This is a genomic window from Methylosinus sp. C49 (genome assembly GCF_009936375.1).
Lineage (GTDB): Bacteria > Pseudomonadota > Alphaproteobacteria > Rhizobiales > Beijerinckiaceae > Methylosinus.
The window spans coordinates 3,839,322-3,855,622 of sequence record NZ_AP022332.1; the positions used below are offsets into that span (position 1 = coordinate 3,839,322).

Genomic DNA, 16,301 nt, shown 5'->3' on the forward strand with positions numbered 1-16,301 from the left:
GGCCCTTTCATTCGAGGACGGCGCGGCGAGAGCTCGGCCGTCGCAATATTGGCGAGTTCACCGGGGCGTCGATGCCGGTCTTGACGATCTATCGGTTGCTGACCATCGGTTTGACGCCACTCGCGGGCGTGGCGCTCGGCTGGCGCGCGAGACAAGGCAAGGAAGATCCCGCGCGGATCGGCGAGCGCATGGGCGCGCCGAGCCTCGAGCGCCCCGCCGGACGGCTCGTTTGGCTGCATGGCGCGAGCCTCGGCGAGAGCCTCGCCCTGCTGCCGCTGGTGGAGCGCTTCATTCAGCGCGGCGTCGAGGTTCTCGTCACCACGGGCACGGTCTCCTCCGCCAAAGTGCTGCGGGCGCGGCTGCCGGCAGGCGCAGTACATCAATTTCTGCCGCTGGACGCGCCGCAATTCGTCGAGCGATTCCTCGAGCATTGGCGGCCCGACATCGCGCTCTTCGCCGAGTCGGAGCTGTGGCCCAATATGATCCGCGCCATTCATGCGCGGCGACTGCCGCTCGTGCTCGCCAACGCCACCATCTCGCGCCGCTCCGCCGCGCGCTGGCGGCGACTGCCCGGCGGCGCGCGAAGCTTGTTCGGCGAGATCGATCTCTGCCTCGCGCAGAACGCCGAGAGCGCCGCGCGCTATCTGGGCCTCGGCGCGCCGCGCGTGCGCGTTTGCGGCAATCTGAAATTCGACGTGCCGCCGCCGCCCGTCGGCGCCGGAAGGCTCGCCGAATTCAACGGCGCCATCGGCCCGCGCCCCGTCTGGGCGGCGATCTCCACCCATGCGGGCGAGGAGGAGATCGCGATCGACGCGCATCTCTCGCTTTCCGGCGAGGTTCCCTCGCTGCTGACGATCATCGTGCCGCGCAAGCCCGAGCGCGGCGCGGAGATCGCCGCTCTCGCCAGCGCCAAAGGCCTCGCCGTGGGCCTGCGCTCGCGCGACGGCGAGCCGCGCCGCGGCGTGCAGATCTATGTCGCCGACACGGTGGGAGAGCTCGGCCTGTTTCTGCGCGCCGTCAGCGTGGTGTTCACGGGAAAATCGCTGACCGCCGAGGGCGGGCACAATCCGATAGAGCCGGCCAAGCTCGGCTGCGCGATCCTGCATGGACCGCATGTCGAGAATTTCGCCGATATTTATGGCGAGCTGGCCGCCGCCCGCGCCGCCGCCCGCGTGAGCGATGCGGAATCGCTGGCGCGCGCGCTGCAATTTCTGCTCTCCGACCCCTCGCGTATGCGCAAGATGGGCCGCGCCGGCGCCGAGGTGGTGCGAAAGCTCGGCGGAGCCTCGCAGAGCATTATGGCGGCGATCGAGCCCTATCTCGCGCAATCGGCGCTGGAGCAGAAATGAGCCGGCGGCGCCGCATCGCCAATGCGCGCGCCTGACTTCTGGCGACGCGCGCCGGCCTCGCCGCTGGCGAAAGCTCTGGCGCCATTCGGCGCGATCTATGGCGCGATCGCTTCAGCGCATATGACACGGAAGGGCGAGCGCGCCGATCTTCCGACGATCGTGATCGGCGGCCCGACGCTGGGCGGCGACGGCAAGACGCCGGCCGCGCTCGCCATCGCCGCTCTGCTTACGGAAATGGGCGAGCGGCCGTTCTTCCTCACCCGTGGATATGGACGCGCCAAAACGCGAAGCGCGCCTTTTCTCGTCGATCCGAGCATTCATTCCGCGCGCGAAACGGGCGACGAAGCGCTGCTGCTGGCGCGCTGCGCCCCGACCATCGTCGGCGTCGATCGCGCGGCCGGAGCGCGACTCGCGCGCGATCTCGGCGCGACGGCGCTGGCGCTGGACGATGGCTTGCAGAGCCGGCGGCTCGAGCCCGATCTCGCGTTGATGGTCGTCGATGGCGCCTATGGCGCCGGCAATGGGCTATGCCTGCCCGCCGGCCCGCTGCGCGCGCCCTTAGCGCGCCAGCTCGCCGCTGTGGATGCACTTGTGCTCATCGGCGCGGGCGCCGCAGGAGAGGCGGTAGCTGCACATGCCAGCGCGGCGGGAAAGCCCGTATTGCGCGCCCGCATTGCTCCCCTCCCCGCGCGCCTCCCCGAGCGCGCGTTCGCCTTTGCGGGCATCGCGCGGCCGGAGAAATTCTTCGCGACGCTGGAGGCTTTGGGCGTCGAGATCATGGGACGAAAAAGCTTCGCCGATCATCACGCCTTTACGGCGCGCGAGATGGCGGCGCTCGAGCACGAAGCCGCGCGTCTTCGCGCGACGCTGGTCACGACGGCAAAGGACGCGGCGCGTCTGTCTCCCGACATGGCCGCGCGCGTGGACGTTCTGCCGATCGGCCTGCTCTTGGAAGAGGAAGAAACGCTCTGCGAGCTTCTGCGCCGCGCGCTGACGCGTAATTGAGAAGGCTCAGGGCTTCTTCGGGAAGCTCACGCCGATGCGGATGAGCTTGGCGTCGGTGCTCGAATAGGCCTCTTGCAGGTCGACGTTCCAATAGCGGAGCTCTTCCAGCGGTATGGGCTCGCCGGTCACGGCGCAGCGCACAAAGGCGCCTGGACGGCGAATGCGGAAGTCGCCATCGCGATATTCGACCTCGGCCTCGACCGCGGCCTGCGGCTGTCGTTCGAACCGGTTCATGCGGATCCTGCGTCTCGCCCGCTCGGTTAAGCGGCGCACCGACGAAATAAACGAGGTCATGCCGAATTTTCAATAGCAGTGACGCGATTGGCAAGACCGAATCGCACATTGTCGGCCGAGTTTTGCTTTCCCGCCCACTGCGGCGTCGCTGGAACAGCTGCGCCGAAGCAGCGCCGGAAATGCGAATGGCCGCCCGTAGGCGGCCATTGCGAAAGGAATCGCCAGCTTCAGGCGGCTCTCACCAGAAGACTTGCGCGCGGGCCAGGAACATGCTCGGGCGGTCGCCGTTGAGATAGGCGCGATCGGAGGGCGCCGAGAGCGTCAGGACCTTCGTCCAATTGGCCTGAAGACGCACGCCGCGCACCGGATACCAGTTCAGCGCCAGCGTCAGATTGCCCTCGCGTCCGCCGAGCGTGGCAGTGTTGGCGAGCGCCTTCTGCGCGGCGTTTCCGACGAGGGCGGCCGCATAGACATAGCTGCTATCGACGAGACCGCCATTGTTTAGGTTCAGCTCGCTGTAGCGCGCGGCGAATTCCCAGGCGCCGAGGCCGCCCTTGTTGAAGGGGTCTTTGATCGCCACATCGGCGAAGGTGCCCGGCGAGCCCCAGTTCTTGTCATAGCCGCGATAGGAAGCAGCGCGCGATTCGCCGGTCAGGAACACCGAACCATAGACATAATAGCCGCTATAGGTCTGGCTCGATCCGCCGGCATTGCCGAGAAGCAGCGCGTTGAGCGGATCGCGCTCATATTGCGAGGCGAGATATTCCGCCTGGACGGCGAAGGGCCCATAGGCCGCGGACGCCTCGAAAGCGTAGCTGTACGAATATTTCAAGCAGCCGTTCTTGAGCGTGAAGGGCGAATATAGGAGCGAGAGGCCGGTCGAGGCCGTCGCGAGGCTTCCCGAAGCCGCGCAAGTGAGGTCTTGCGCCGCCGGCACGCGGATCAGAGCGCCGCTCCCGCCCAGAACGTCGAACTCGTCGCGCGTTCCCTGGCCGGGCCGATAGGTGTTGACGTTGGTGGCCGCCGTCGCGTCATTGGGCTTGTGATAGCGGAAGGACGAGCCGAAGTGCAGGAGCTTGTCCTCCTCGACGATCGGCGCATAGGTGGCGCGCATCGCGAGGTCCCAATATTGATGTCCGCCAGTGGGCGGCGCCGTCGCCGTGTCCTGCGGGCTGGTCGAGAAGAAGCCGCCCTTGACGCTCCAATGCTTGTCGCCCGCCCCGACCGCGACGCCGATATGGCGGCTCGGCGCGAGCGCTTCGGTCATGGCGCGCTCGATGAACGTGATGTGCTTGGTCGAGCTGACCGTCTCGAGGCTGAAGGGCTCGAAGAAATTGCCCACCTGGAAGGTGACTGGCTGCTTGGTGATCTCTTCCGGCAGCAGCTTGGCGCGATAGGCGAGGAAAGCGTCGCGAATGCCGGCGGCGCCGGAGCCGGTGAAGTCATATTGGAACTTGTAGAACCAGTTTTTATAGGCTTTGCCCTCGACCTCGAGCTGGGCGCGGCGGAAGCCGGCGTTGCTGCGTGAGATGGTGTCCGCCGAGCTGGCGAAGCCGCCGTCGGCCTGGACGCGGCCGCCGACCTTGAAGTTGAACGCCTGATCCTCCGTCTCGACGAAGAGGCCGTTCTTGAAGCTGACGAACACCGGCGGCGGGGCGACGAGCCCGGGCAGGGTCTTGGCGGAATTCAGCGCATTCTTGACCTGGACATTGGTCTTGGCCTGATCGGCGACCTTTGCCTCGAGACGCTTGAGCTGCTCCTTCAACGCCTTGATCTCGCTCGCCGTGTCCGCCAGCGCCGACGCAGGAGCGCCCAGCAGCCCGCAGAAGGCGGCGAGCGCCACGCCGCCCGAGAGCCGCCTCGCCATTTTCGACCTGATTCTCTGTTCTTTCATCTCAGCCCCCTGCGCTCGGCGTTTTGCGTGGGCGGCTCGGACGTCTGTTCGCTGGACGGGATATTCATGTGATCAAATGAATATCTCGCGTCGACGGCAAGTTTCCCGGATCCGAACCACACACGCAAGGCGCACGACGATTGCACCGTTTGCCTACTCATCGTTAGATGATGCCCAAATTCTCACCAGACATGCCCGCGTGGCGAGCTTCTTGGAGCGAAATGTTCTTTGGATACATCACATGTAATTGTCTTACATTTCGATCGGCCGTTTGCGCAAGGCCAGAATCGGGCCCTCTTAAGGATTTCCACGTATGTGTTGCCGATTCGACACAATCTGGATGTGGCGTCGCTGTGAGGCGCGACGACATTACGGCATGAAGCGGCGCGGTCGAGGCGTCCAGACCGGTCGCCGGACATAGCCGGCGACGCTCCAATAATAAAAATAACATCAAATATTTATCTAGACGTTGCGGCCCCGCCTCACGCCCCGTCGCGCGTGGCATTTGGGCAACACCTTAGGTAGAAACCATCGTCACAATTCGGCGCCGCCATCTTTTGTGATGATTGTGTCACATAACGCCTCTAGCGCTGCCATAGCGGTAAGCAATTCAAGAGGCTGACATGACACAGGTACCGAACGTCCAGACGATCGCGAAGGGCGCGACGCCTTCGAAGCTGCTGGGAGGCGTGGCCGCCATCGCCCTCCTCGGAGCGTTCGGCGCGCCCACGGCGGCTGTCGCCGACACGGCGAGCGAGATCAAGGCGCTCAAGGCCGAGCTGAAGCGGCTCGAGCACCGGCTCGAGGAGCAGGCCAAGACGACCCATCAGGTCAAGAACGCGCTGAACTCGGCCAAATCCGCGCCGGGCGGCAACGCCCCGCCGCCGGTGTTCGTCAGCTTCAAGAACGGCCTCTTCGTCGAAACCGAAGACAAGGACTTCAACTTCAAGATCGGCGGCCGCATCCAGGCCGACGGCGGCTTCACCAGCTATACCTCCGCCTCTGGCTCGCGCAGCAATGTCGGCTTCCGCCGCGCCCGCCTCGAGGTCGAGGGCAAGGCCTATAAGAACTGGTATTACAAGTTCCAATACGACTTCACCGGCACCGGCGTGACCGGCATCCGCGACGCGTTCCTCGCCTATCGCGACAAATTCCTCCCCGAGGAAATCACCAAGCAGCCGGTCACCATCCAGATCGGCAGCCAGTACGAGCCGTTCAGCATGGAGACGCTGACCTCCTCGAAGCACATCACCTTCATCGAGCGCGCGCTTCCCGGCGCCCTGGCTCCCGACCGCCATGTCGGCGCCAAGATCGGCCTCGGCGACAAGCATTGGAGCGTGCAGGCCGGCGTGTTCTCGACCAGCTTCGGACAGGACTCCTCGCAGGCTCCGGCCGCGACCGGACATCAGTATTGGGACCTGACGACGCGCGCGACCTATGCGCCGATCGTCGAGGAAGACAAGCTGCTGCATTTCGGCGGCTCGTTCATGTTCCACAAGCCGAACGACTCGACCGCCTCCCAAGACCCGAACAATCTGCTGCCGGGCACCGGCTCGCGCGACGAGACCGACATTCTCAACAATCGCTACATCGTCGTTCCGGCGGCGCAGGCGCTCAATTGCAGCCCCGCTTTCAAGGCGGCCTCCGGCGTCGCCCTGCTGTGGACGCCCGGCTATCTGCAGAACGGCTGTCTGAAGTCCAGCTACAACTACAACTTCGAAATGGCGGCCACCTACGGCCCCTTCTCGCTGCAGGGCGAATATTCCGGCGCTCATTACGAGCGTGATGCCGGGACGGCCTTGGCGCTCGGCAACAATGGCGGATCGAGCCTCAATTACAGCGGCTATTATGTCCAGGGCTCGGTCTTCCTGACCGGCGAGTCCCGCGCGGCCTCCTATAAGGGCTACGACAAGGACTGGAACACGCCCGGCACGTTCGGCGACGTGGCGATCAAGAACCCGCTCAACAAGGGCGGCCTCGGAGCCTGGGAGTTCGCTGCGCGCTACAGCGAGCTCAATCTGAACAATGGCGGTCTCGTCGACAGCAATTTCGCCTATCTGGCGGCTGTCGCCGGCAATGCGGCGCAGAAGGCCCTGGCGAGCACAGCGACGCTCGGCGGCCGCGAGGAAAACCTCACTCTGGCGCTCAACTGGTATCCGGTGAGGGGCGTCCGCTTCCAGGCCAATTGGACGCGCGCCATGACGCTCGTCGCTCCCTCCGACAAGCCCTATCTCAACGGCCAGCATCCGAGCACCTTCCTCGCTCGCGCCCAGGTTTTCTGGTGAGAGAAGAGGCCGGATCTCTTCGGAGCCGGCGAGATGTCAGATCGAGAAGAGGCCGCCCTTCGGGGCGGCCTTTTTCGTTATAGAGCCAAATTTCATGAAGTGACATTTCCGCCACAGCCTGCGCTGAAAGCGTTCCTCGCCGATCATCAACCTAGTCAGCACATATAGTCTATGATTAATGTATATCACTTAGGAGCTGATATGGGGACACTGATGAACGGGCATAAGAAATCGCGCGGACGGACAATGGGGCCGCTTTCGAGCGGCGTCGCTCTCGCCGCCTTCGCAGCGACTTTCGGACTTCCGGCTTCCGCCCTGGCGGACGCGGCGAGCGAGATCAAAGCGCTGAAAGCCGAGCTCAAGCGGCTCGAGGCCAAGGTCGCCCAGCAGGGCAAGGATCACGCTCAGGTCAAGAACGCGCTCAACACGGCCAAGGCCGCGCCGGGAACGAGCGCGCCGCCGCCGGTCTTCATCTCATTCCGCAACGGCCTCTTCGTCGAGACCGAGGATCAGGAGTTCAGCTTCAAGCTCGGCGGCCAGATCCAGGCCGACGGCGGCTTCGCCTCCTCCGCCGACACCATCTCGCGCTCCAATGTCGGCTTCCGCCGCGCCCGTCTCGAGGTCGAGGGCAAAGCCTTCAAGAATTGGTACTACAAGCTCCAATATGATTTCACCGGCTCGGGCGCGGCCGGCATTCGCGACTTCTATCTCGCCTATCGCAACAGGTTCCTGCCCGAAGAGATCACCAAGCAGCCAGTGACCATTCAGATCGGCAACTTCAAGGAGCCCTTCAGCCTCGAGGCCATCGAATCCTCGAAGCATTTCGTCTTTGTCGAGCGCTCGCTGCCCTCCGTCCTTTCGCCGAGCCGCCACATCGGCGCGGCGATCGCGGCCGGCGACAAGCAGTGGTCGATCAAGACCGGCATCTTCTCGACCAGCCCGCAGGACACGTCGACCTCTCCGCCCACCGGCGAATCGCAATATTGGGACGCCGCCGTCCGCGCCACCTACGCGCCCATCCAGGAAGAGGACAAGCTCCTGCACCTCGGCGGCTCGTTCAAATATCACAAGCCCAACAACACCACCGCCGCGACCGACGCCGCCGATCTGCGCCCCGGCCAATCCTCCGAGCGCGAGGAGACCGACGTGCTCGGAGGCGGCGGCGCGCTGACCCGCGTCTCCGCGGCGCAGGACCTCTCCTGCGGCGCCTCGGCGGCCAGCCTCAACATCGCGACCACCGGCGTCGGCCTGCTCAGCGCGCCCTTCGCGCGGCGCTCGAGCTGCCTGAAATACTCCTATAATTACGGCTTCGAAGCCGCCGCCGCCTATGGCCCGGTCTCATTGCAGGCCGAATATATCGCCGCCCAATATGAGCGCGACGCCACCAATGTGCTCATCTACGGCAATGGCGGCGGAACCAGCCTGCGCTACAGCGGCTATTACGTCTTCGGCTCCGTATTTCTGACCGGCGAGTCCCGCGCCGCCTCCTATCGCGGCTACGACAAGGACTTCAACACGCCCGGCAGCTTCACCGACATTCAGATCAAGAATCCGGTGAACAAGGGCGGTCTGGGCGCCTGGGAGTTCGCGGCCCGCTTCAGCGAGCTCAATCTCAACAATGGCGGCCTCGTCGACGGCGGCTTCGTCTATGCGGCGACTGTGGCCGGCAACGCCGCGCAAAAGGCGCTGGCCAGCACGGCGACGCTCGGCGGGCGCCAGGAGAATCTGACGCTGGCGCTCAACTGGTATCCGGTCAAAGGCGTGCGCTTCCAGGCCAATTGGACCAAGACGCTGACGCTGGTCGCGCCATCCGATCGTCCCTTCCTCAATGGCGACCACCCCAGCCTCTTCCTCGCCAGAGCTCAGATCTTCTGGTGAGCGAGACCTTCGAGGTCTGAACGATCTACAGAACGCTCTCTGACATTGCGGCCGCCCTTCATCGGGCGGCCGTCGTCGTTTCACGCATCATCGTCCAGCGGCGCCCTTTTCAAACATGCCGAAACAGTCGTAATCATTTAAGATATTCATGCTGCCGATTCGGCGAATAGTCGGTAATCGAGTCGTTTACCTAAGTGTAAATACGTAATTCGATTTATCGCTGCTTCGACGGATCAGCAAACATGCCATTTATGAAGCGATTTCTTGTCGGAATGGCCATAACAACCTCTTGCATCGCCGCCGTGCGCGCCGAAGAGCTTCCGAAACGACAGGCGGCGCCGGTCGAATATGTTCGCATCTGCGATCAATATGGCTCGGCCTTTTTCTATATCCCCGGCAACAACACCTGCCTGCGCATCGGCGGGGCCGCCGTCGCTGAATGGCGCTCGTGGAGCACCTCCTATCGCATGTCGCGCAACATCATCGCGACCGACAATCCTTTCGCCTTCGGTCCGAGCGTCAACTCCAATCCGCTCGGCATACCGGGGCATGTTCCCCTCCTCGGCTATTCCAATCCACGCAGCGGGGACAATAGCGGCTTCGTGGGCATCGGCCGGGTCGAGATGGACGCCCGCGCGCCGACCGACTACGGCACGATGCGCGCCTTCATTCGGCTCGAATCGCAATTCGGCTCGGACAGCAGCGCGGCGACCGGCTCGATCAGCGGCTCGCAATATTTCGGCGCCGCAAATTTCTCCAACGGCAATGTGTTCCGCACCACGGCGCGCGAGACGACGATCCTCAACAAGGCCTTTGTGCAATTTGGCGGCATTACCGCCGGCCGCGTGCAGTCTTTCTTCGATTTCTACACCGACAATATCGATTGGGAGGCGCTGCGCGGCTCCAACTCCACCGTCGGCGCGCTGGCCTACACCTATAGTTTCCGCGACGGCGCCTCGCTCAGCTTCTCGCTCGAGGACAATGTCTCGCGACGCGGCTTCATCGGCTCGACGATCGGCGCCTTCAATTACGTGGCCGCGGTTTATGGCCTCTCGGGCGCGGCGGCGGACGCCGCGGCGGCGGCCTGGGGAACGCGCTTCACCGGCGTGCCGGACGGCGTGCAAATTCCCGAGATCGTCGGCGCCTTCCGCATCGATCAGCCCTGGGGCGCCGTGCAGCTCTCCGGCGCCGCGCATCAGCTGCGCACATCCACCTACACACGCAACGCCACGGTGGCGACGCCCGTCACCGGACTGCCGCTCGGCACAGCCATCCCCGTCGTTTCGCAGGAGGATTACGGCTATGCGTTCCAGCTCGGCTGGCAGTTCAATCTCGACAAATTCGCCCCCGATATTTTTTCCGAGGGCGACAAGCTATGGGTGCAGGGGACCTACGCCCGCGGCGCCGTCGGCTATCTGATGGGCAATAATCTCAGCTTCAACGGCGGCCCGGTGAATGGCAACGCCTTCTACGGCTATGGCAATGGCGGCGTCAAAGCCAGCAATGGCTGGGAGTTTCTGAGCTTCGACTGCATTTGGACCGCCGCCGCCCATTGCGACAAATCGATCGGCTGGGTGGGGCTGGCGGCCTTCAAGCATTATTGGACGCCGACGCTCTCCTCCGGCGTCTACGGCTCCGTGATGGAGCTCTATTACAGCCCGAGCGCCATAGCGGATTTCGGCGGCGGCGTCGGCGCGGTGAACACGACCGAATATCGGGTCGGCTCCAATCTCGTCTGGACGCCGATCAAGAATTTCGATCTCGGCGGCGAGCTGATGTATCTGCGCGACAATCACCACAGCCGGCCGGTCGGCCTCGCGCCGGACATAGCGCTGTGGTCGGTGGGCCTGCCGTCCTGGAAGGGCGCGAATGCGACAGTGGAGGGACGCGTGCGCCTGCAGCGCTCGTTCTGACGCCGAGAACTCCTTGCTCGGTCGTGTCTTCTTCACGCGAACCGGTTCCCGTTTCGCTCGCAAGCGCTCTAGCTCTCGCGCGTGAAGACGCCGTCCGCCTCCATCATCTCGAGCAGCATGCCCTCGCGCAGGCCGCGATCGGCGATGCGCGTGCGGGAGGCCGGGAAGACGCGGCGAATCGCCTCGAAGATGGCGCAGCCGGCGAGCACGAGATCGGCGCGCTGCGGGCCGATGCAGCCATTGGCGGCGCGCTGGTCGAAATCCATGGCGCGCAACGAATCGATGGCGCGCGTGGCGTCCTCGTCCGAGAGCCAGAGCCCGTCGACGCGCCAGCGATCATAGCGCTCGAGGCCGAGATGCACGCCGGCCAGCGTCGTCACCGTGCCGGAGGTGCCGAGCAGATGGAAACGCTCGCAGCGGCGCTCCGCCGCCGTACGCTCGGCGAAGGCTTCGAGCCCCTCGAGCGCGCGCGCCGTCATCGCCTCGTAAATGGCCGGCGTCACGCTCTTGCCGCCGAATCGCTCCGCCAGCGAGACGACTCCGAGCTCGAGCGAGGTCCAATGGCGCAATTCGCAGCCCTGCGCGTCGCGCGTCAGCCACACCAGCTCGGTGGAGCCGCCGCCTATGTCGAACAGCAATATGCTCTCCGCGCGCGGGTCGGCGAGCGAGCCGCAACCACGCGCGGCGAGGCGCGCCTCGGTCTCGCGATCGATGACCTCGAGCAGCAGGCCGGTGCGCTCGCGCACGCGCTCGACGAATTCTGCGCCATTCTCCGCCGCGCGGCAGGCCTGGGTGGCGATGAGCCGCGCGCGGGAGACGCCGCGGGCGCTCATTTTCTCTCGGCAGACGTCCAGCGCCTCCAGCGTGCGGTCGATCGCCTGCTCGCAGATACGGCTCGAGGAGCCCATGCCCTCGCCGAGCCGCACGATGCGGGAGAAGGCGTCGACGATGCGCAGCAGGTCGGTCTTGCGCCGTGAGCGCTGCTCCGGCCGCGCGATCAGCAGCCGGCAATTATTGGTGCCGAGATCGAGCGCCGCATAGACATGATCGTCGCGGCGCTCGCTGGGCGCGCGGGCGTTCCGCGCGGAGGCGCCCGCCGCGCAAGGGCGGGCCGGATCGCCCGCGCCGTCCACGGATGCGCGCATCCCCGCTCCAGCGCGCGGCGCCTCGCCCCCGCCCAGGCCCCCGCCCCAATGTTCCGGCTTTTTCAACCCGCCTCCCGATCGGCCTTTTCCGCCCGCCGCCGATCTTTGTCTCGACGAACTCTCATGGCCGATCGCGGGAAGTGTAGCAAGGCCGGCGCGAATGCCAAGGAGCGCGTTTACGGGAGCGCGTTTACGGGCCACGCTGGCAAGCGAGGCCGGCCGGCGGGAGCGACGCCATTGTGGGAACCGGTCACGGTCACGCCATGAACCGCGCCGATCATGTTGACAGAGGCGCGTCCTCTCTTTAGATCACCGCGACGCGCCGCTTCGCCGCGCGACCGTTGGGGGATAGTTCAACGGTAGAACAGCGGACTCTGACTCCGTTAATCTTGGTTCGAATCCAGGTCCCCCAGCCACACTCTACCAAATCTCTAGAATTCCACGCTCTTGCGAAAGAGCGCCATTTTCGCGCGCCCCGCGGTCCAAAACATTGGTCCAAAATGGGATCCAAAATCCATGAAGAGCGGCCGCAATCTTCGCCGACGCGCCTCCGCCTATCAGTTCCGTTTCGCCCTCCCGGGGCGGCTCGCCTCTCTCTGCGGTAGGACGGAAATCGTTCTGGGGCCGCGCACGACCGTCTATCGAATCGCCATCAAGCGGGCGCGCATGCTGCGGACGCGCGTGGAGAGGCTGATGGAGGAGCTCGATCTCGTTACGGTCGAGACCGAGGCCGAAAGGCTCGTGCGCATTTGGATCGACCACAGGTGGTGGCGCTCGAGAACAGTCTCGGCGCCCATGGCGCCTCCTATCTCGACGCCGACGCGGCCGCGGCGCTCGGGCCGGAATTCGTGCGGGAGACCGACATAGCCGGCCTCGCCTATTTGGACAGCGCCCCGCGGAAATAAGGTGGATCACTGCCGGGGTTTGCCGAACGCGGGGCTTTCGCGATTTTGGCTCGGCGTCGGGAGGGCGTAGCCCGACCAGAGGCGCGGCAAAATCGCGGCGACGATCATGCCGCCATCACGGCCTCTCCACAACCGAAATAAGCCTCGTCCGGCGTGCGGGAGTCGAGGCTCGAATGCGGGCGCCGCTGATTGTAAAAGGCCAGATATTTGGCGATCGACGCGCGCGCCTCGGACACGCTGTCATAGGCGCGCGCAGATACACCTCCTCATATTTGACGCTGCGCCACAGCCTCTCGACGAACACATTGTCACGCCAGGCGCCCTTGCCGTCCGTGCTGATGGCGATTTTCGCTTTGAGCAGCACGCTCGTGAAGTCATGGCCGGTGAACTGGCTGCCCTGGTCCGTGTTCAAGATTTCGGGTCTGCCATGCTTTGCCAGCGCCTCTTTCAACGCCTCGACGCAAAACTCCGCCTCCATCGTGATCGATACGCGATGCGCCAGCACGCGCCGGCTCGCCACGTCGACGACCGCCGCGAGATAGACGAGGCCGCGCCGCATCGGGATATAGGAGATGTCCGTCGCCCAGACATGATTGGGCCGCTCGATCTTCACGAGCGCCTTCAAATCGACCGCCGCTTCCTTCGCTTCCGGTTTTTCCCGACCGAAGACGCCCGCCGCGCCCTCGAGAATCTGGCCCTTCCACGTCGTGATCTGGTTGGGATGAACATCGAACTGCTGCGCCAGCTCTATGCGTGTGCAATTGCACGATCCGCCAAAAGGATGCGCACGAAAGTCATAGCGAAACGACGAGCGAATGTCGCGCCGTATCGATCGATCCACATGCGTATATCGATACGGGCACTACCGGATAGATGTGCGATCCGAGGCCGGGCTAGTTTACCACCACGCCAGCCGCGTCTCCTCCTCGACGGATCGAGCCCATGCTCACCCGTTGTGCGGTAGCTTGGAAGCATCTCGCGCCGGAAGCAAAGAAAAAGTTTCGACGGCTCGAATGGCGCGCCAGACACGAGCGCCCTGAGCGACGAGCGAGCGATTTGATCAGCAACATCTCGCCCGCCCAATCGATCTGGTTTCTGTTCGTCGCTGGGAGATGGATGGCGCCTCCGAGAACACGATGGCGCAGCAAAATGGGAATAGCGCGCCAATCGCGGACGTCCGAATAGGATAGTCGATGAGCGAGCGAACCCGAGGCGTGGCTGTGGCTTCACGCGGCCCACTGGCCGGGAAGTGTGGCGCCGGACACGCTCGGATCGCCTCATATGCTCGCGCATCATTCGCCTCGAATTCGCGAATGGGGCATGCTTACGAAGGCGTTGGACGACGCACGATCGGATGCGACGAAGTCGCTCAGCGGTTCCGAACTGATCGCCGTGGGCTTGCGAAAGCGCCCTTCGTCCATCGAGACAGCAAGTCGATGCGCCCATGGGCGCGCTCGCCTTCCGATCCGAAGCGTTCGTAGCCCTGGCCGCCGTGCGGCGACGCTCGTATGGAGATGTCGACGTTGGGGGAGGACGACATGTCGAATGCAGTCACGAATCGAAGACGGGGGAAGCGATGGATGTGCTGCGCCTCATCGGGCGAACGAGAAACCTCTTCGACGGCGATATCCGCGCGTGCGAAGACCATTTGCGGGATCTCGTCGCGGACGGACGCTTTCTCGTCATCGGCGGCGCGGGGTCGATCGGACAGGCTGTGACGCGCGAGCTGTTCAAACGAAACGCGCGAGCGCTCCATGTCGTCGACATCAGCGAAAACAATGTGGTCGAGCTCGTGCGCGACCTTCGCAGCACGCTCGGCTATATCGATGGAGACTTTCGAACTTTCTCGATCGATTGCGGTGGGCGCGAGTTCGAAGAATTCATGTCCGCCGGCGGCAGCTACGATTATGTTCTCAACCTCTCCGCCCTGAAGCATGTTCGGAGCGAGAAGGATCCATATACTTTGATGCGCTTGATCGACGTGAATATCCGTCATGTGGTAAAGACCGTGCGGATCGCTCGCGAACGAGGGACGAAACGCTACTTCTGCGTCTCCACCGACAAGGCCGCCAACCCCGCCAACATGATGGGAGCGAGCAAACGTATCATGGAGATGTATCTGATGCGAGAGAGTCGAACTCTCCCGATTTCTATGGCGCGATTTGCCAATGTCGCATTCTCTGACGGCTCGCTACTGCACGGGTTCAATCAGCGTTTCGCCAAGCAGCAGCCGATTTCCGCCCCGAATGACGTACGACGGTATTTCATCACGCCACGAGAGTCGGGAGAGCTCTGCTTGCTATCGTGCCTGCTCGGCGACAATCGAGACATATTTTTCCCGAGGGAATGCAGCGATCTGAAGCTAACGACATTTTCGGATATCGCCATACGCTATGTCGGCGCCATGGGGTTCGAGCCGTACGTCTGCGAAAGCGAACACGAAGCGAGAGAGCGCGCGGCCGCGCTCATCGCTACCAAGCGCTGGCCGTGCTATTTCTTCTCCAGCAATACGACGGGGGAGAAGGATGTCGAGGAATTCTACACCGAGAGCGAAACGCTCGACCTCGACCGGTTCGAAAGCATCGGGGTGATCAAGAATCGCGACACGGAGGACTGCGCATCGCTAGACGAGTTCTGGTCACGGATCGAAGCAATGCGACGATCGGGGCCGTGGGACAAGAAGGCGATTGTCGCATTGTTCGAGTCGCTTGTTCCGGAATTCGGGCATCTCGAGACCGGCAAATATCTCGAGTCGCGAATGTAGGCGGAGAGCGCCTACTCCACCAACGACCTAACGGCGAAAGAAGCTCGCGCCTCGTCGATCACGGGGAGCCGCTTATGCTTCTGATTCGTCGCCCGAGCGACGTGAGCATGGCGCTCGAACGATCATGTCGCCGAATTCTCGAACTGGCGGCGGAAGACGAAATTCGAGCCAATCGGAGAAGACGATGAGCTATGCCGATCTGGGATTTGATCTGAGCGTGCTGCGCGAGAAGCGGAGCGAGCTCGAGAAGAACGGATTTCTGCTTATCGAGGACGCCCTGCCTAGCGACTATTGCGAAGACATTGTTTCGTTCATAGACCGCCATCTCGATGAAGCCGGAGGCGAATGCGAGCTCGGGCAGCTCGGGTCCATGCAACGAATTTATGCGGCTGAACAATACGCGGATATCGTCGAGGATTTCAAATCCAAGTGCGCTCAAATTCTGAGCTCGATCTTTTCCGAGCGCCACGCTGTGAAATGGATTTTGGCGATGCGTGATCGGACGATCGCTTTGGATGATGACGCCGCCAGGGAAAAGTTCGTCAAGGGACGCTGGCATTACGATTCATGGAGCGATCAATACAAAATATTCTTGTTTCTACGGGATATCGGTCCCGAGAACGGGCCGTTCGAGTTTATTCCAGGAACGAATGGTCGGTTCAAGAAGCGCCTGGCGTTGACGAGGCCTTGGTGGCTGTTCAATCCGTTTACTCACTTTCTTTCCAAGAAGCGTCCCTATCAGTGCATCTCGGACGAAAGAATTCAAAAGATCATCGATAGTGGACTCCCTACGAGGCCGGTGATCGCCGAGCAGGGCTCGATGTTGATTGTCAATCCGTCCGCTCTGCTCCACCGCGCGGCTCCGCTCTGGGAGGGCCGTCGCTACCTGGCGATAGCGTATTTCTAAAGATTTCCGAGCGACGAGATCG

At 63.5% G+C, this 16,301-nt stretch carries 11 protein-coding genes, 1 tRNA gene and 1 pseudogene; 9 read left to right on the top strand and 4 right to left on the bottom strand.

What is annotated here, in order from left to right; translation table 11 throughout:
• The first annotated feature begins 71 nt into the window (after nt 1–71).
• Both GYH34_RS18120 and lpxK read left to right on the top strand, forming a co-directional pair.
• Nucleotides 72–1,349 carry a 3-deoxy-D-manno-octulosonic acid transferase gene (locus GYH34_RS18120; protein ID WP_161914771.1) on the top strand — a complete coding sequence of 426 codons (1,278 nt, stop codon included), beginning with the start codon at nt 72–74 and terminating at the stop codon, nt 1,347–1,349.
• A 21-nt stretch (nt 1,350–1,370) separates the two neighbouring features.
• On the top strand, nt 1,371–2,354 hold the full coding sequence (gene lpxK / locus GYH34_RS18125; RefSeq protein ID WP_161914772.1) for a tetraacyldisaccharide 4'-kinase: 984 nt from the start codon (nt 1,371–1,373) through the stop codon (nt 2,352–2,354).
• Between the two features lie 6 nt (nt 2,355–2,360).
• Here the strand turns inward: lpxK and GYH34_RS18130 are convergent, their stop codons facing one another.
• Entirely contained in the window at nt 2,361–2,588 is a 228-nt protein-coding gene (locus GYH34_RS18130) for a DUF2093 domain-containing protein (protein ID WP_036294563.1), read from the bottom strand.
• A gap of 238 nt (nt 2,589–2,826) precedes the next feature.
• A complete protein-coding gene (locus tag GYH34_RS18135) occupies nt 2,827–4,455 on the bottom strand; it encodes a porin (RefSeq protein ID WP_161914773.1) in 1,629 nt (542 codons plus the stop codon).
• A gap of 650 nt (nt 4,456–5,105) precedes the next feature.
• On the opposite strand from GYH34_RS18135, the gene GYH34_RS18140 reads away from it, so the two are divergent.
• From GYH34_RS18140 to GYH34_RS18150, 3 genes are all read left to right on the top strand, one after another.
• Nucleotides 5,106–6,767 carry a porin gene (locus GYH34_RS18140; RefSeq protein ID WP_161914774.1) on the top strand — a complete coding sequence of 554 codons (1,662 nt, stop codon included), beginning with the start codon at nt 5,106–5,108 and terminating at the stop codon, nt 6,765–6,767.
• Between the two features lie 213 nt (nt 6,768–6,980).
• Nucleotides 6,981–8,645 carry a porin gene (locus GYH34_RS18145; protein ID WP_244635199.1) on the top strand — a complete coding sequence of 555 codons (1,665 nt, stop codon included), beginning with the start codon at nt 6,981–6,983 and terminating at the stop codon, nt 8,643–8,645.
• Nucleotides 8,646–8,917: 272 nt separating this feature from the next.
• On the top strand, nt 8,918–10,558 hold the full coding sequence (locus GYH34_RS18150) for a porin (protein WP_161914775.1): 1,641 nt from the start codon (nt 8,918–8,920) through the stop codon (nt 10,556–10,558).
• 68 nt (nt 10,559–10,626) lie between these two features.
• Here the strand turns inward: GYH34_RS18150 and GYH34_RS18155 are convergent, their stop codons facing one another.
• Complete coding sequence (locus tag GYH34_RS18155; RefSeq protein WP_244635200.1) at nt 10,627–11,703, bottom strand: Ppx/GppA phosphatase family protein; 1,077 nt, start codon at nt 11,701–11,703, stop codon at nt 10,627–10,629.
• Between the two features lie 342 nt (nt 11,704–12,045).
• Here GYH34_RS18155 and GYH34_RS18160 point away from each other — a divergent pair.
• Nucleotides 12,046–12,119, top strand: a tRNA-Gln gene (locus GYH34_RS18160).
• 333 nt (nt 12,120–12,452) lie between these two features.
• A complete protein-coding gene (locus GYH34_RS18165) occupies nt 12,453–12,608 on the top strand; it encodes a hypothetical protein (protein ID WP_161914776.1) in 156 nt (51 codons plus the stop codon).
• A gap of 104 nt (nt 12,609–12,712) precedes the next feature.
• Here the strand turns inward: GYH34_RS18165 and GYH34_RS18170 are convergent.
• A pseudogene (locus tag GYH34_RS18170) lies at nt 12,713–13,221 on the bottom strand (IS3 family transposase); the annotation flags it as partial.
• Between the two features lie 831 nt (nt 13,222–14,052).
• On the opposite strand from GYH34_RS18170, the gene GYH34_RS18175 reads away from it, so the two are divergent.
• Nucleotides 14,053–15,372, top strand: a complete 1,320-nt coding sequence (locus tag GYH34_RS18175) for a UDP-N-acetylglucosamine 4,6-dehydratase (protein WP_244635201.1) — start codon at nt 14,053–14,055, stop codon at nt 15,370–15,372.
• Nucleotides 15,373–15,556: 184 nt separating this feature from the next.
• Nucleotides 15,557–16,279, top strand: a complete 723-nt coding sequence (locus GYH34_RS18180) for a phytanoyl-CoA dioxygenase family protein (protein WP_161914777.1) — start codon at nt 15,557–15,559, stop codon at nt 16,277–16,279.
• The last annotated feature ends 22 nt before the right edge of the window (nt 16,280–16,301 follow it).

Excerpts from the sequence above, each read along its gene's own strand:
- GYH34_RS18155 (WP_244635200.1), bottom strand. The coding sequence starts at position 11,703 with ATGCGCGCATCCGTGGACGGCGCGGGCGATCCGGCCCGCCCTTGCGCG.
- GYH34_RS18150 (WP_161914775.1), top strand. The coding sequence starts at position 8,918 with ATGGCCATAACAACCTCTTGCATCGCCGCCGTGCGCGCCGAAGAGCTT.
- GYH34_RS18135 (WP_161914773.1), bottom strand. The coding sequence starts at position 4,455 with ATGGCGAGGCGGCTCTCGGGCGGCGTGGCGCTCGCCGCCTTCTGCGGG.
- GYH34_RS18120 (WP_161914771.1), top strand. The coding sequence starts at position 72 with ATGCCGGTCTTGACGATCTATCGGTTGCTGACCATCGGTTTGACGCCA.
- GYH34_RS18145 (WP_244635199.1), top strand. The coding sequence starts at position 6,981 with ATGAACGGGCATAAGAAATCGCGCGGACGGACAATGGGGCCGCTTTCG.
- GYH34_RS18130 (WP_036294563.1), bottom strand. The coding sequence starts at position 2,588 with ATGAACCGGTTCGAACGACAGCCGCAGGCCGCGGTCGAGGCCGAGGTC.
- GYH34_RS18140 (WP_161914774.1), top strand. The coding sequence starts at position 5,106 with ATGACACAGGTACCGAACGTCCAGACGATCGCGAAGGGCGCGACGCCT.
- GYH34_RS18180 (WP_161914777.1), top strand. The coding sequence starts at position 15,557 with ATGAGCTATGCCGATCTGGGATTTGATCTGAGCGTGCTGCGCGAGAAG.
- GYH34_RS18175 (WP_244635201.1), top strand. The coding sequence starts at position 14,053 with ATGGGCGCGCTCGCCTTCCGATCCGAAGCGTTCGTAGCCCTGGCCGCC.
- lpxK (WP_161914772.1), top strand. The coding sequence starts at position 1,371 with ATGCGCGCGCCTGACTTCTGGCGACGCGCGCCGGCCTCGCCGCTGGCG.